General features: G+C 61.1%; 18 protein-coding genes. 7 read left to right on the top strand and 11 right to left on the bottom strand.

From position 1 onward, the window contains the following. Positions 1–75: 75 nt before the first annotated feature. A complete protein-coding gene (locus NAP1_RS09930; RefSeq protein ID WP_007165155.1) occupies positions 76–1,314 on the bottom strand; it encodes an FAD-binding domain-containing protein in 1,239 nt (412 codons plus the stop codon). 152 nt (positions 1,315–1,466) lie between these two features. On the opposite strand from NAP1_RS09930, the gene NAP1_RS09925 reads away from it, so the two are divergent. The 4 genes from NAP1_RS09925 to NAP1_RS15955 all read left to right on the top strand — a co-directional run bounded on the left by NAP1_RS09925 (position 1,467) and on the right by NAP1_RS15955 (position 4,030). After that, a complete protein-coding gene (locus tag NAP1_RS09925) occupies positions 1,467–2,042 on the top strand; it encodes a fasciclin domain-containing protein (protein WP_007165154.1) in 576 nt (191 codons plus the stop codon). Positions 2,043–2,177: 135 nt separating this feature from the next. Further along, on the top strand, positions 2,178–2,627 hold the full coding sequence (locus NAP1_RS09920; RefSeq protein ID WP_007165153.1) for a COG3650 family protein: 450 nt from the start codon (positions 2,178–2,180) through the stop codon (positions 2,625–2,627). 333 nt (positions 2,628–2,960) lie between these two features. Beyond that, entirely contained in the window at positions 2,961–3,650 is a 690-nt protein-coding gene (locus NAP1_RS09915) for an HWE histidine kinase domain-containing protein (protein WP_050750426.1), read from the top strand. Beyond that, positions 3,593–4,030, top strand: a complete 438-nt coding sequence (locus NAP1_RS15955; protein ID WP_371170068.1) for a response regulator — start codon at positions 3,593–3,595, stop codon at positions 4,028–4,030. The genes NAP1_RS09915 and NAP1_RS15955 overlap by 58 nt, the downstream gene beginning before the upstream one ends. A gap of 16 nt (positions 4,031–4,046) precedes the next feature. On the opposite strand, the gene NAP1_RS09905 is transcribed toward NAP1_RS15955, so the two are convergent. Then, positions 4,047–5,501, bottom strand: a complete 1,455-nt coding sequence (locus tag NAP1_RS09905) for a S41 family peptidase (RefSeq protein ID WP_040464909.1) — start codon at positions 5,499–5,501, stop codon at positions 4,047–4,049. A gap of 267 nt (positions 5,502–5,768) precedes the next feature. Here NAP1_RS09905 and NAP1_RS09900 point away from each other — a divergent pair, with 267 nt between their 5' ends. Next, positions 5,769–6,359: a YbhB/YbcL family Raf kinase inhibitor-like protein gene (locus NAP1_RS09900; RefSeq protein ID WP_007165149.1), complete on the top strand. Its 591-nt coding sequence runs from the start codon at positions 5,769–5,771 to the stop codon at positions 6,357–6,359. Positions 6,360–6,386: 27 nt separating this feature from the next. After that, on the top strand, positions 6,387–6,638 hold the full coding sequence (locus tag NAP1_RS09895; RefSeq protein WP_007165148.1) for an SWIB/MDM2 domain-containing protein: 252 nt from the start codon (positions 6,387–6,389) through the stop codon (positions 6,636–6,638). A 16-nt stretch (positions 6,639–6,654) separates the two neighbouring features. Here the strand turns inward: NAP1_RS09895 and NAP1_RS09890 are convergent, their stop codons facing one another. Genes NAP1_RS09890 through NAP1_RS09880 form a run of 3 tightly spaced genes read right to left on the bottom strand, consistent with a single transcriptional unit; the run spans position 6,655 to position 7,809 of the window. Further along, entirely contained in the window at positions 6,655–6,915 is a 261-nt protein-coding gene (locus tag NAP1_RS09890) for a DUF3253 domain-containing protein (RefSeq protein ID WP_007165147.1), read from the bottom strand. Further along, a complete protein-coding gene (locus NAP1_RS09885) occupies positions 6,902–7,342 on the bottom strand; it encodes a DoxX family protein (RefSeq protein WP_007165146.1) in 441 nt (146 codons plus the stop codon). The genes NAP1_RS09890 and NAP1_RS09885 overlap by 14 nt, the downstream gene beginning before the upstream one ends. Beyond that, positions 7,339–7,809 carry a cupin domain-containing protein gene (locus NAP1_RS09880; RefSeq protein WP_040464908.1) on the bottom strand — a complete coding sequence of 157 codons (471 nt, stop codon included), beginning with the start codon at positions 7,807–7,809 and terminating at the stop codon, positions 7,339–7,341. The genes NAP1_RS09885 and NAP1_RS09880 overlap by 4 nt, the downstream gene beginning before the upstream one ends. A gap of 50 nt (positions 7,810–7,859) precedes the next feature. On the opposite strand from NAP1_RS09880, the gene NAP1_RS09875 reads away from it, so the two are divergent. Next, the gene (locus NAP1_RS09875) at positions 7,860–9,185 is read left to right on the top strand and encodes a dipeptidase (RefSeq protein WP_007165144.1); all 1,326 of its coding nucleotides are present in this window, start codon (positions 7,860–7,862) and stop codon (positions 9,183–9,185) included. A gap of 13 nt (positions 9,186–9,198) precedes the next feature. On the opposite strand, the gene NAP1_RS09870 is transcribed toward NAP1_RS09875, so the two are convergent. The 6 genes from NAP1_RS09870 to dapD form a co-directional block, all read right to left on the bottom strand. Further along, positions 9,199–9,381, bottom strand: a complete 183-nt coding sequence (locus NAP1_RS09870; protein ID WP_040464395.1) for a hypothetical protein — start codon at positions 9,379–9,381, stop codon at positions 9,199–9,201. 72 nt (positions 9,382–9,453) lie between these two features. Further along, positions 9,454–9,789: a DUF3140 domain-containing protein gene (locus NAP1_RS09865; protein WP_156777243.1), complete on the bottom strand. Its 336-nt coding sequence runs from the start codon at positions 9,787–9,789 to the stop codon at positions 9,454–9,456. A gap of 2 nt (positions 9,790–9,791) precedes the next feature. Then, positions 9,792–9,989 (bottom strand): DUF3008 family protein, encoded by a 198-nt coding sequence (locus NAP1_RS09860; RefSeq protein WP_007165141.1) that lies wholly within the window; start codon positions 9,987–9,989, stop codon positions 9,792–9,794. A 3-nt stretch (positions 9,990–9,992) separates the two neighbouring features. After that, positions 9,993–10,220 (bottom strand): DUF2945 domain-containing protein, encoded by a 228-nt coding sequence (locus NAP1_RS09855; protein ID WP_007165140.1) that lies wholly within the window; start codon positions 10,218–10,220, stop codon positions 9,993–9,995. Between the two features lie 75 nt (positions 10,221–10,295). Next, positions 10,296–10,457 carry a hypothetical protein gene (locus tag NAP1_RS16585; protein ID WP_193353878.1) on the bottom strand — a complete coding sequence of 54 codons (162 nt, stop codon included), beginning with the start codon at positions 10,455–10,457 and terminating at the stop codon, positions 10,296–10,298. A gap of 108 nt (positions 10,458–10,565) precedes the next feature. Beyond that, the gene (gene dapD / locus NAP1_RS09845) at positions 10,566–11,402 is read right to left on the bottom strand and encodes a 2,3,4,5-tetrahydropyridine-2,6-dicarboxylate N-succinyltransferase (RefSeq protein ID WP_007165138.1); all 837 of its coding nucleotides are present in this window, start codon (positions 11,400–11,402) and stop codon (positions 10,566–10,568) included. Positions 11,403–11,821 lie beyond the last annotated feature (419 nt).

The following is an 11,821-nucleotide window of genomic DNA, read 5'->3' as shown; positions in this document are numbered from 1 at the left end:
TCGCTCCCCTTGTCGTGTTTCAAAGGGTTATCGCGTGAAGAGTGCCAGCGATAGGATCAATGCGGCAAGGCGGCTCTAGTCACCGGGCGCCAGCCCCAATTCGCCGAGAATGCCGGGAATTTCCTTCTTCACCCGGAAAAACCCGGCGCGCGCGTGTGGCCAGGTCAGGCGGTCGAGGTCGCCTAGCAGGGTGATGGTGCTGCCCGCTTCGGCGAGCGGCGCGATGCCTGGCATCAACGCATCTCTGGTCCATCCGGTCGGAAGGTAAGGCACCGCGAGCCGCTCCACTCCAACCTCGCTGATCAGGTCCTTGAGATTTGCACCTGCTTCCCAAGTGAGGGCAGGGCAGTCGAACGCGCTCGCCGCCTCGGCCGCACCGTTTTCGACCGCGCCCGTAGCGAACTTCGCCGCAAGCTCGCCCACTTCTCCGGTAGAGCGAGCCTTCGGGCGGGCTGCACCAATCACCGCAGCAGGAGCCTTGGGCAGGTCTAGCGGCACATGGCTCGCCGCTTCGTCGTGCAAGAGCAGCGCGAAGGGCGCGTCGAACGCGTCTTCGGGCGGTGCTTCCGGCAGGTCGAGCTTCTGGCGCTGGTGCTCGGTCTCCTCGCTCAGCGGTTCGGGGTCTTCGTTCAGCCCTTCGGCAGACAGTGGCCCACCATCGCGGCGCTCGGTGTAGCGTTTGATGTTGGATGCGCGCGCGGCGTAGTTCTTGCCTTTGGTATGGAGCCCCGCGACCCAGCGCCACGAAAGCGTGTTCGAGGCCGCATCGCCGTCCATCAGGTGCCGCAGGAAGAAGTCTGCGCCAAGTTGCCAGTCGAGCTTTAGCGTAAATATCCAGACGCTCGCAAACCACATGCGCGCGTGGTTGTGGAGGTAGCCGGTCTGCACCAGCTCGCGCACCCACTGGTCGAATGCCTCGATCCCGGTGCGGCCTGCGACGGCTTCCTCGTACACCTTGGCGAGGCCCGAATTGTTCTCGACCGCGATCAGAGCGCCGTCGCGGCCCTGTTTGTAGGCGTCCCATACGCTCGGGCGCTGTTCGAGGTAGCCCTTGAAGTAAACCCGCCAGAAAACTTCGGCGATGAACTTTTCCGCCTTGCCGGGGCCATGCTCGTTCAGCGCGGCGAGGATAACCTCGCGTTCGCTCAAAAGGCCGGCGTGGAGCCAGGGCGACAATTGCGAGACGTTGGAAAGCATCCCGTCTTCGGGAACGCCATCATCGTAATTGCGGTTGCTGGCATAGGCGCTGCCGGATCGGGGCGCGAATTCGGCAAGGCGGTCAAGACCAGCCTTGCGGTCAGGGGTAAAGGTCATCGAAGCTTTCCGGATTGTGTGTCATATTCCAAATGATCTCAAAAGAATTTGGATCCAACCGAAGCCTTCATGCGTATCTTGCCACAGAGCCGCCACAATTCTTGCGGCTTTGTAAATCACTCCCCCACCTCAATCACTAGAGGAAGATCCCAATGAAATTCATCAAGCTTAGCCTCGTTGCAGGCACCGCGCTTGCTCTTGCCGCCTGTGCTTCGGAAACCGAAACCGAAGATTCGATGATGGCCGACGAAACCGCCATGGCCGAAGAAGCAACCGCTCCGGGCACCATCGTTGAAGTTGCACAGGGCGACGAAGCCACCTTCTCGACCCTCGTTGCAGCCGTTACCGCAGCCGGTCTTGGTGACGCGCTTTCGGGTGAAGGCCCGCTGACCGTGTTCGCACCGACCAACGACGCATTCGGCGCACTGCCCGAAGGCACCGTCGAAGAGCTCACCACCAACGACACCGAAACGCTCGGCGCCATTCTGCAGTACCACGTGGTCGAAGGCCGCGTTGATGCCGCAACGCTGATCGGCATGATCGAAGCAGCTGGCGAAGAAGGCCACCCGGTCCCGACGCTTGGTGGCGGCGAACTGACTGCAACGCTAGTCGATGGCGGCGTTGTTCTCACCGATGCCACCGGCGCGACCGTGAACGTCACCGCAACCGACGTTGAAGCATCGAACGGCCTGATCCACGTGATCGACGGCGTGCTGATGCCGCAGTAATCTGCGCCGCATATTGCGAAACGCAAATGAGGGCGGGTCGCTGCACAGTGCAGCGGCCCGCTTTTTTTGCGCAACCAGCCACCCGTCGCCGGCAGGCGGTTTCGCACTTCAAATCCCTGCGGTATAGCGCCCGCCATGATTGCCCGGCCCATTCAGCTCGCCGTTCTGGCATTGCCGCTCGCGCTCGCCGCATGCAGCGATGTGCCCGGCGAAATCACCCGCGATACCGAGCCCTTTGCCGGGATCGCTCCTGAAGAAACGCTCACCGCGCTCGGGAACGAACCGTTCTGGAACGTGAAAGTCGAGCCAGCCGGCGAGGGCGGGTTCATTGCCACCTATTCGACGCCCGAGAACATCGAGGGCAGAGAATTCGCCGTATCGCGATTTGCAGGCAATAACGGGATCGGGATGAGCGGTGAGCTTGATGGCGCTCCGGCAAGCCTTGCCCTCACGCCGGGCGAATGCAGCGACACGATGAGCGACCGCATCTACCCCTACACCGCCACCTTTGCCCTTGGCGATGAGACCTATTTCGGCTGCGCATATACAAGCGCACAACCATACATTGGCGAGCAAATGCCCTGACCGGTCAATGCGTAATAACCGGGTAAATAGCCGACTTCTCTAAGAAAACCTTAAAATTTGCCACTGGCAAACTGGTGCCAAGAGGTCCCATGAAGGGGCCGACAGTGATTTCGGCAAGCTATTGAAAACCAATAGTCATTCCCATTGCGATCAGCGGTTGACAGTAGACTGCTGAGTCCGGCGATCTGCAAAAGCAGAATTTTCCTCCATTTTCGATTGGTGACGGCGGGAACCCTGCGTCAATCCTCGCGTTGAAGGCGAAATACTAACCTCTTTGGGATCAGGCATCGCAGTCACGATTGCACGCCGACAATTTACGGAAGAAACAACCAAGTGACGACTCCAAGCTCACCTCAAGACAGCGCAGCTGGCGCCGCCGGGTCCAAACCCGGCGACGCCTCGCATTACGCGCTGGACATGGAGCGGGAGCTTTCGCACCGGGTCAAAAACATGTTCGCTGTTATCAATGCGATCGTCAGCATCACCGGACGCGTCAAAGGCATCCCGACCGAAGCGGCGGATATCAACGCCCGCATTCAGGCCTTGGGCCGCGCTTACGAAACAACGTTCGAAGGATCGCACACTGGCGCTTTTGATATAGGCGAAGCGATCGAAGCTGTCCTTCGTCCCTATGCGCGCTCGACCGCAAGGCTTAGCCTCGAAGGCGATAAGATACGCGCTCCAAGTGCTACCATCTCGCTCGTTGGCATGGTGCTTCACGAATTTGCAATCAACGCGAAGAGACACGGCGCCTGGAAGGGCGACGGTTCGGTTTCGGTCAAACTGAAATCGGGTTGCTGCGATGGTTTGTCATGCGACACCGGCGGGGGCCAATCCGAAGCGATCACTCTTATCTGGAGTGAGAGCGGCGGCCCAGCCACCAACGGCGATGAGATTACCGCTGGCGGCGGAACCGAAATCGTCGACCGTTTGCTTGCAACAGCGCGCGGCACGATTGAGCGCGAGTGGACCGATCAGGGGCTGGAGGCGAAGATCTGCATTCCGGTTGCAAGGGTCGGGTGAGCACCCCTTGCTCCATATTACTTGTTGAGGACGAGCCGCTTGTCCTCATGGGCCTTGAATTGGCCGCACAGGAGCTCGGGCACGATGTCGCCACAGCGCTAAGCGTAGAAGAGGCGCTTGACCTGATTAGCAGAGGTCTCACTCCTGACGTTGCCGTGCTCGACGTAAACCTGGGCGTCGGCAAGACCTGCGCGCCCGTGGCGCGCGAATTGGCGAAGCGCGATGTTCCTTTCGTGATCTACTCCGGTGCTATCGATCGCAAGACCACGATTGGGCGAGCCGCAGGCGTGCCATTCATTCCAAAGCCCGCTTTACCCGCAGACGTAATCGAACTCGCGCTTCAGCAGCGCGAATTGCCATGCGGTGCAGACGCGGCTTGAACGCAGGCGTTCGCCTTTAGAACAGTCCTGGAATTTCGAACTGCGCTGCGTTGGGACGCTCGGGTTGCAGTGTTTCGAGCCCGCCAACGCTCTGCGCGCCTTGCGCTCCGCTGCCGCTGATCGGCGTGCAGCTTTGCCCTGACAGGAAATCGAGCGCGGTCGCGATCGAGGCCTCTGCCGGATCGCCGAGCTGGACCGAGATGTCGTCGCCCGCGCGGCAGGTGTTGGGAACGGTGCTCGCAAGACCGGTGAAGTACTCGCCCTCGTCATTGGCATTCAGCGTCTGGAAGGTGACGGCGCGGATGCGCAGGTCACATTCCTCGAAGTCGAAGCCGAACTGGCCGACGGGCTTGCCGTTGGTGTTGCGCCCGACAATCGCGACATTGGCCGGGTCGAGATACGGGACCATCGAATTGATCACCAGCTCGCTTGCCGAGGCGGTGTTGCCGGTGGTGATGAACGCGACCTTGGAAGCCTGAAGCGATTGCACTTCGTTCTGGAACAGTCGCGTTTCGTTTTCCGAGGATTTGGATTCGCGCAAAACCGTGCGGCTCCACACCTGTCCCACGCGGTTTTCGCCCAGAAGGTCACCGATCACATTGGCAAGGAACACCAGCCCGCCGCCATTGTAGCGGAAGTCGATGATGAGCTCGTCGACATTGTTCGAATTGAACAGCTGGAAGGCATCGCGCAGCTGCGCATCGGCGGTCTGCGGGAAGAAGGTGCGGAAGTTGAGATAGCCGACCGACTTGCCGCCATCGTTGATGATGAGCGCGCCGTAGCGGTCGGAAATGGGATCGAGATTGAAGTCGGCCTTGACGATGCTGGCTTCGATCACCGTGCCATCGACCTGCGCAAAGCGGATCACGCGAGTGACGCCCGGATCGCTCGGCCCAAGCGCGTTGATGACTGCCGGCGGACCGCCCGATGCCATCAGCGAGTTGACCGAGACGAGGTTGTTGGCGGTCGTCCCGATGGCGAGCAATTCGGTCCCGCGGTCCATTCCGGCGGCAAAGCCGGGCGCGTTCTCGAAGGCTTCGAACAGGAACACCCTGTCGTTCACCGTGTCATAGGAAAGACGAATACCGAAGCCTGCGCTTGAGCCGGAATTGATCAGCTCGTTTTCGGCTTCGATCGAGGTCGCAAAGGTAAAGCCCTTGTCGCGCGACTGTGCGCGGGCCGGCGCGACGCGCGCATCGAGGAAGCTCTGCACATCGTTGAAGTCTGCCGCGTTGACCGTGTTGTCGAGCAGGTCCGGGAACAGGTACCATTCGTTCAGAACGTCATTGGCAAAGGCGATCTGGTTCTGCACCGCGCAGGTCGCGACGCTTGGCGTCGGGGTTGGCGTAGGGCCGCCGGTTGGTGGCGGCGAAGACCCACCGCCTCCACAGGCAGCTAGCGCCAGCGCGAGAGTTGCAGAAAGTGCGTTGCGCCCGACAGGAAGGGACGCGGTGTTTGCATCAGATTTCATGGAATGAAGGCGACTCCGGACCGAAAAGTTGTAGCAATTGATGTTTACGCCTGAGCGCAGAGCATGCATGAGCAGCCCGCCAACGGCAAGTTCGCAAAGCGTTTTCGACACGCAAATCGCACTTGTCCACCGCTACAAAACGGGCCCTTGCTTTGAAAATGCTCAATATTTTGCAAGTTTTCCTCAGAAACCGGGGCAAATCCACGCCCGCTCCCTCGTTTTGACCCCCTTATCCTACTAGCAACCTAGACATGGAAAGACAGAATCATGACCGATCTGCCTGATTGGCTGACCGCCAAATTGCCGCCTGCAGCGCGCCACGCCGGACTTGCGATCGCAAGCCTGGGCGATGCCAAGACGCTTGAGCGCGGCGGCTTTGCCCTGACCAGCCCGGCCTTCAAGTCGGGCGACGAACTCGACCCATGCTTCACCGCGAAGGAAGAAGACGCGGTTGCGCCCCCGCTGGAATGGTCCGCGCCGCCTCCGGGTTCGCAGGAATTGATCGTCATCGTCGAAGATGCCTCCTCAGACAGCGCAGAGCCTGCGTGCCACTGGGTCGTCTGGGGCTTGGCCGGACAGCGCGGCAAGCTGCTTGAAGGCGAAGTGCCGCCTCGCACCGGCAAGAACGCCTTTGGCAATTCCGAATGGCTGCTGCCCGACCCGCCGGTCGGAGAGACGCGCCACTATGTATTTCAGATTTTCGCGACCGACCTGCCGCTGACCATCATGCCAGGGGCAAGCCGCGAAGAAGTGATGGCCGCCATCAAGGGCTTCATAACCGGCTGCGCCGTGCTCTATGCACCGTTCACCGGGATTGAGGCGGATGACGGTTTCATTGACGACGACGATTTCGAATAACCTGCCAAAATATTAGGGAGAACAACCATGGCTGGCAAAACCAACGCACTGCAGAAACCAGTGAACCTTTCAGGCGAACTGGAAAACGTGGTCGGCAAGGGTCCGATGACCCGCGCACAGGTCACCTCGAAGGTGTGGGAATACATCAAGGCGAATGACCTTCAAGATTCGAAGGACAAGCGTCAGATCAATCCCGACGCGAAGCTTGGCGCGGTGATCGGCAACGACCAGATCTCGATGTTCAAGATGACGGCTGCTGTTTCGAAGCACCTCAGCTAAGACGCGTCTTCGCTTCTTATTCAGGCGGCTCGCCGGGCAATGCGATGCGATAAGCACCGCTGCGCCGGGCGAGCCGTTTGCCTTTCCAGCTCAGAGTGATTTCGCCCGCTTCGTGCATCGCATCGACTGCTGCGTGAACCGGCTCCATCAGCGCGCGCCATTCTCCGCCGGGACCAGCGATCAGGCGCGCGGCTTCGCTGGGGCAGACCGTCGCTACTTTGCGCCTTTGGCTCAGCAGTGTTCGGATCGCTGCCGCGGCTTCGCTATTTCTTCTCATATTTGCGGCGGCGCCAAGGCAGGTCCTTGCGGTGCGGTATCCGCACATCGCCGACCCACAGCGCCCACAGAATGATGATCGGCTGCGCGATCATGCGCGGGATGTGGTATTCGAGGCCCAAGCCCCCATCAGCGCGCGCCATGTCCATCGCGAAGTGGTTGATGTTGGCGGGCCACACGAACAGCGCGTAAAGCGCAAGACCGATCCCGCCGATACGCCTCAGGCGTGCATTGAACGGCTGGATCAGCGCAATCGCGCCAAGGATTTCAGCAATCCCGGTCCAGAACACGATCTGTTCGGGATAAGGGATCATTTCTGGCATGATCGCAAGGAACGGCTCGGGCTTCACGATGTGCATGTAGCCCGCAAAGGCATAGAACGCGGCGAGGATGATGCGGGCGAGCGCCTTGATGAAACCCATGATCATGCGCGCGCCTCCTTGTCGAGCTCTTGGCCGGGAGCCCATCCGGGCGGCGCAAGCTCGAAGCCTGCGAACTCGAAACCGGGCACGACGACGCAGGAGACGAGCGCATAGCCCGCCGGACCTTCGACCGGGCGCGCGGCTTGCCATGCACCCGTGGGGACAAGGCCTTGCAGCTTCTCACCGCCCGCCACGTCGCTGCCCAATCGCAGCCAGTGCGCAGGCCCTTCGTCACCGCCTGCAATGCCCAGTTCAAGCGGGTCGCCGCCCTGCCACAACCACATCTCGTCTGCATCGACGCGGTGCCAGTGCGAGGCCTCTCCCGCTTTTAGCAAGAAGTGGATCGCCGTGCCTCGCGCGCGGCCTGAGCCATCGCTATCGGCGCGCCACGTCTCTGCGTACCACCCGCCCTCGGGATGCGGCTGCATCTGCAATTGTTCGATCAGCGCGTCCGCGCTATTCGCCTGTGTCATGAGTTTGCGCCCCTCAAGGAAGCGCACAAGTATCGGGAGTTTTACGCCTCATGCAACACAAAGCGCTTAACCACGTCGCCGCCTGCGCTGCCATCGCCTTTATCTGGAGCGCGCCCGCCCAAGCTCAGGATGTCGAAGGCAGCGTTGCCGAGGACATCGCTCCCGTGATCGAGAACGACATGGCGCTCGAAGCCGCCGAGGCAGCGCTCGCAATTGCGCCGGTGTTTGACGGGCACAACGACGTGCCCATCCAGCTGCGCCGCCGCTTCGACAATCAGATCAACACGTTCGACTTCGCCGATACCACCGACACCGGACCGGAAGTCGATGGAAACCCGATGCACACCGACATTGCCCGCCTCGCCGAAGGGCGCGTGGGCGCGCAGTACTGGTCGGTCTACGTGCCAGCGAGCCTGCCCGAGCCGCAGGCGGTGCAGATGACGATGGAGCAGATCGACGTGATGAAGCGTCTGATCGCGCGCTATCCCGGCGAGCTAGCCTTCGCCGAGACCGCCGACGATATCGAGAACGCGATTGCCGAGGGGCGCATCGCTTCGATGCTGGGCATGGAAGGTGGGCACTCGATCGGGTCGAGCCTCGCGGTGCTTCGCCAGATGTATGACCTCGGCGCGCGCTACATGACGCTCACTCACGGCGCGAACACGCCATGGGCCGACAGCGCGACCGATGATCCCGAGCATGACGGCCTCACCGATTTCGGCAGGGACGTGGTGCGCGAGATGAACCGACTGGGCATGCTGGTCGACCTCAGCCATGTGAGCGAGAAAACTATGCATGACGCGCTCGACGTGACGCGCGTGCCGGTGATCTTCAGCCACTCGGGCGTGCGCGCGGTAAATGGCCATGCGCGCAACGTTCCCGACAGCGTGCTCCAGCGCCTGCCTGACAATGGGGGGGTTGTAATGGTGGTGGGTTTGCCCGGCTTCCTCAACAACGCACAGCGCGAATGGTTCGCCGAGCGCGAAGCTGAATTGGCCCGCCAGAATTCGCTGTTCCGCGGGCAGCCCGACGTCGTCGCCCGCGCAATGGCGGAATGGGACGCAGCGAACGAGATGCCGCCGACCATGATCAGCCACATGGCCGATCATATCGACCACATTCGCGATCTCATCGGGGTCGAATATATCGGGATTGGCGGCGATTTCGACGGGATGCCGACCGGCCCCGAAGGCTTCGAGGACGTCAGCGGCTACCCGCAGCTCTTCGCCGAATTGTCACGTCGCGGCTATTCGCAGGTCGAGCTTGAGCTGATCTCAAGCCGCAACGCCATGCGCGTCCTGCGCGAAGCGGAACGCTATGCCGCGCGCGCGTCGGGCCAGCCACCGATCGAGACCTTGATTCCGACCGACGACTGATCCGAGCAGCGGATTAGAGGTAAAGCGCGGGCACAACCCAGGCGAGGCTCATCAGGAAGATCGCCAGCGCCAGGCTGACCATCAGAACGGTGAGCGTCGCTGGATTGTCCTGCGCCGCGCGTGCAGCGAGAGCGGTGATGCGCGCCGGCTTGCGAAGAGCGGCGCGCGGCATGGTGAGGGCAGGGGCGTTATTCATCGTATTCTCCTATCAATAAGGAGCAATTCGATTGAACTAGTCGATTGGTTACGACCCTGCCGCTGAAAGGGCTCAATCGTCCTTGAGCGGATCATGGCCCCAATTCATCAGGCTATAGCGCCAGTCTGTCTCCTCGACACCGCCATCGGGGCGCTGCGAGAGGTGGCGTTTGATGTAGTTGCCGACCTTGTTCATATGCTCGAACTGGCTCTCGGTGAGATCGTCCTTGTTCGTGCGCTTGATCTCGACGATGCGGCGACCGGACCTGTGCCCGGTGCTTTCGCCGTCATCATTGTCACCGACCGACTTCGATTCCTCGGTCTCGAGCCATTCCTCGAGTTCCTTGGGTTGCATGTTCACCCGGTCGTAAAACGTGTCGAAAATCTCGTCCTTTTCATCCTGCTCCACGATCAATCGTCCTCATCATCGGCCGTGTCGGGCAGGTTTTCGCGAGCCGTCGAGGCCATTTCCTCGAGCTCTTCCTCCGTCATGCTCTCGTACATCTCTTCCGATGCACCCTGGAGGTCGGACTTGTCGGTTTCACCGCGCTTGGCAGAAAGCGCGGCGCCCGCAGCCTGTTGCTGCGCCTTGCTGTTTGCCTTGGGCATGGATCAATCCTGTGCTTCGAGTTCGCTACCGCGCTTGAGGACTTCGTCGCCGTCTTCCTGCTTGATGAGGTAAGCCGGGTTGTCCTCGTCGCCGTCCTTGGTGACTTCGGTACCTTGAAGGGTACGCGTCACCTCGCGCTCGAAGCGTTCCTTGATCTGGCCTTTGCCTTCGCCGTTGCCCCAGTTCCACTTGACGTACTGGTCGGTCTGGAAGCTGTTAGAATTGCTCATTGTTTGTCTCCGATTGGGGGTTCGGAAGACTTACGAGCAAGGGGGGCTTTAGGTTCCACAGAACCCGCTGGATTGTCAGACTCCGGTGATCGCCGGGATGATCCAGATGATGCTCATCGCGATGATGGCAAGCAGCAGTCCGATGCCGAGCACATAGCGCATGTAGCCGGTGGTGTGCGCACCGCGTGCGTCGTCATCTTCGATGTGAATGCGGCCGTCTTTGTCGACTTCGCTCATGAAAAACTCCGTAATCCCAAATTCGTGTTTGCGTTCGGCTTCTAGGACATATCGGCGCGCGGCGAAAGCCCGCACGCGATCCTTTGCAGCAATGATGTGTTGGCGAGATCAGTCGCGCAGCAGCTCGTTGATCCCGGTTTTCGAGCGCGTTTGCGCATCGACGGTCTTCACGATCACCGCGCAATAAAGCGAAGGACCGGGCGTTCCGTCGGAAAGTGGCTTGCCCGGAAGCGATCCGGGCACGACCACGGCATAGGGCGGCACTTCGCCGCGATGCACTTCGCCGGTGGCGCGGTCGATGATCTTGGTCGATGCGCCGAGATAAACACCCATGGAAAGCACCGCGCCTTCGCCCACGCGCACGCCTTCTGCAACCTCTGCACGAGCGCCGATAAATGCGCCGTCACCGATGATGACCGGTTCGGCCTGAAGCGGTTCGAGCACGCCGCCGATGCCGGCGCCGCCTGACAGGTGCACGTTCTTGCCGATCTGCGCGCACGAGCCCACGGTTGCCCAGGTGTCGACCATGGTGCCTTCGCCGACATAGGCGCCGATATTGACGAAGCTCGGCATCAGCACCGCGCCTTTGCCAATATGGCTGCCGCGGCGAACGATTGCGCCCGGGACCACACGGAAACCGGCTTCCTTGAAGCGGTTCGCGCCCCATCCGGCGAATTTGAGCGGCACCTTGTCGAACGCGGCCTCACCAGCGGAGCCATGCTCCATGACGCGGTTGTCCTGCAGGCGGAAGGAAAGCAGAACCGCTTTCTTAAGCCACTGGTTCACCGACCATGTGCCATCTTCGCCAGGCTGTGCGACGCGCACTTCGCCGCTGTCGAGCAGCGCGAGCGCTTCGCCAACCGCATGACGAACATCGCTACCGGGAGTGACGGTGTCGCGTTCTTCCCAGGCGGCTTCGATCTGGCTGATGAGGGTGTCGTTCATGATGTCTCCGGCTCGCGCCCTCTTTCAAAAAAGGGGACGCCTTGCATTGGAAGGCTAACGCGTAAGAGCAGCGTTGGTTTCGCCTTAAGGTTTCGGCCAAGCTGCTAGCTTGCCCTGAGGCGAGCGGCAAGGTGCGAGCGTGCCAGACGGCAGAATGGGCCAATTCGGCGCTTCTTCGCGTTGAAGTCCAGACCGCGCTTGCCGAGAGGTAAGGCATGTGCCTATGCTCACTCGCGTTAGGGGGCCGGCAGTTTAGGATGAGACCAATGCCTCGCACTACCGCTCTAACACCGTCTTCAGCCACGTCTTCGCCCGTCCGCATCACGCGGATTCCAGTCGCGCCGCGTCCCGACCGAAGGGCGCCTGTGGTCTGGAAAGTCGCTGCCGCAGCGCTTGCCTGTACGGCGCTCGCTGCTTGT

This window comes from Erythrobacter sp. NAP1, from assembly GCF_000152865.1.
In the GTDB taxonomy this organism is placed as follows: Bacteria; Pseudomonadota; Alphaproteobacteria; order Sphingomonadales; family Sphingomonadaceae; genus Erythrobacter.
This window is presented reverse-complemented; position numbering and strand designations above follow the sequence as displayed.

What these genes read in the sequence shown, in the direction of transcription:
- NAP1_RS09930 (WP_007165155.1), bottom strand. Translation starts at nt 1,314, where the DNA reads ATGACCTTTACCCCTGACCGCAAGGCTGGTCTTGACCGCCTTGCCGAA.
- NAP1_RS09925 (WP_007165154.1), top strand. Translation starts at nt 1,467, where the DNA reads ATGAAATTCATCAAGCTTAGCCTCGTTGCAGGCACCGCGCTTGCTCTT.
- NAP1_RS09920 (WP_007165153.1), top strand. Translation starts at nt 2,178, where the DNA reads ATGATTGCCCGGCCCATTCAGCTCGCCGTTCTGGCATTGCCGCTCGCG.
- NAP1_RS09905 (WP_040464909.1), bottom strand. Translation starts at nt 5,501, where the DNA reads ATGAAATCTGATGCAAACACCGCGTCCCTTCCTGTCGGGCGCAACGCA.
- NAP1_RS09900 (WP_007165149.1), top strand. Translation starts at nt 5,769, where the DNA reads ATGACCGATCTGCCTGATTGGCTGACCGCCAAATTGCCGCCTGCAGCG.
- NAP1_RS09895 (WP_007165148.1), top strand. Translation starts at nt 6,387, where the DNA reads ATGGCTGGCAAAACCAACGCACTGCAGAAACCAGTGAACCTTTCAGGC.
- NAP1_RS09890 (WP_007165147.1), bottom strand. Translation starts at nt 6,915, where the DNA reads ATGAGAAGAAATAGCGAAGCCGCGGCAGCGATCCGAACACTGCTGAGC.
- NAP1_RS09885 (WP_007165146.1), bottom strand. Translation starts at nt 7,342, where the DNA reads ATGATCATGGGTTTCATCAAGGCGCTCGCCCGCATCATCCTCGCCGCG.
- NAP1_RS09880 (WP_040464908.1), bottom strand. Translation starts at nt 7,809, where the DNA reads ATGACACAGGCGAATAGCGCGGACGCGCTGATCGAACAATTGCAGATG.
- NAP1_RS09875 (WP_007165144.1), top strand. Translation starts at nt 7,860, where the DNA reads ATGCAACACAAAGCGCTTAACCACGTCGCCGCCTGCGCTGCCATCGCC.
- NAP1_RS09870 (WP_040464395.1), bottom strand. Translation starts at nt 9,381, where the DNA reads ATGAATAACGCCCCTGCCCTCACCATGCCGCGCGCCGCTCTTCGCAAG.
- NAP1_RS09860 (WP_007165141.1), bottom strand. Translation starts at nt 9,989, where the DNA reads ATGCCCAAGGCAAACAGCAAGGCGCAGCAACAGGCTGCGGGCGCCGCG.
- NAP1_RS09855 (WP_007165140.1), bottom strand. Translation starts at nt 10,220, where the DNA reads ATGAGCAATTCTAACAGCTTCCAGACCGACCAGTACGTCAAGTGGAAC.
- NAP1_RS16585 (WP_193353878.1), bottom strand. Translation starts at nt 10,457, where the DNA reads ATGAGCGAAGTCGACAAAGACGGCCGCATTCACATCGAAGATGACGAC.
- dapD (WP_007165138.1), bottom strand. Translation starts at nt 11,402, where the DNA reads ATGAACGACACCCTCATCAGCCAGATCGAAGCCGCCTGGGAAGAACGC.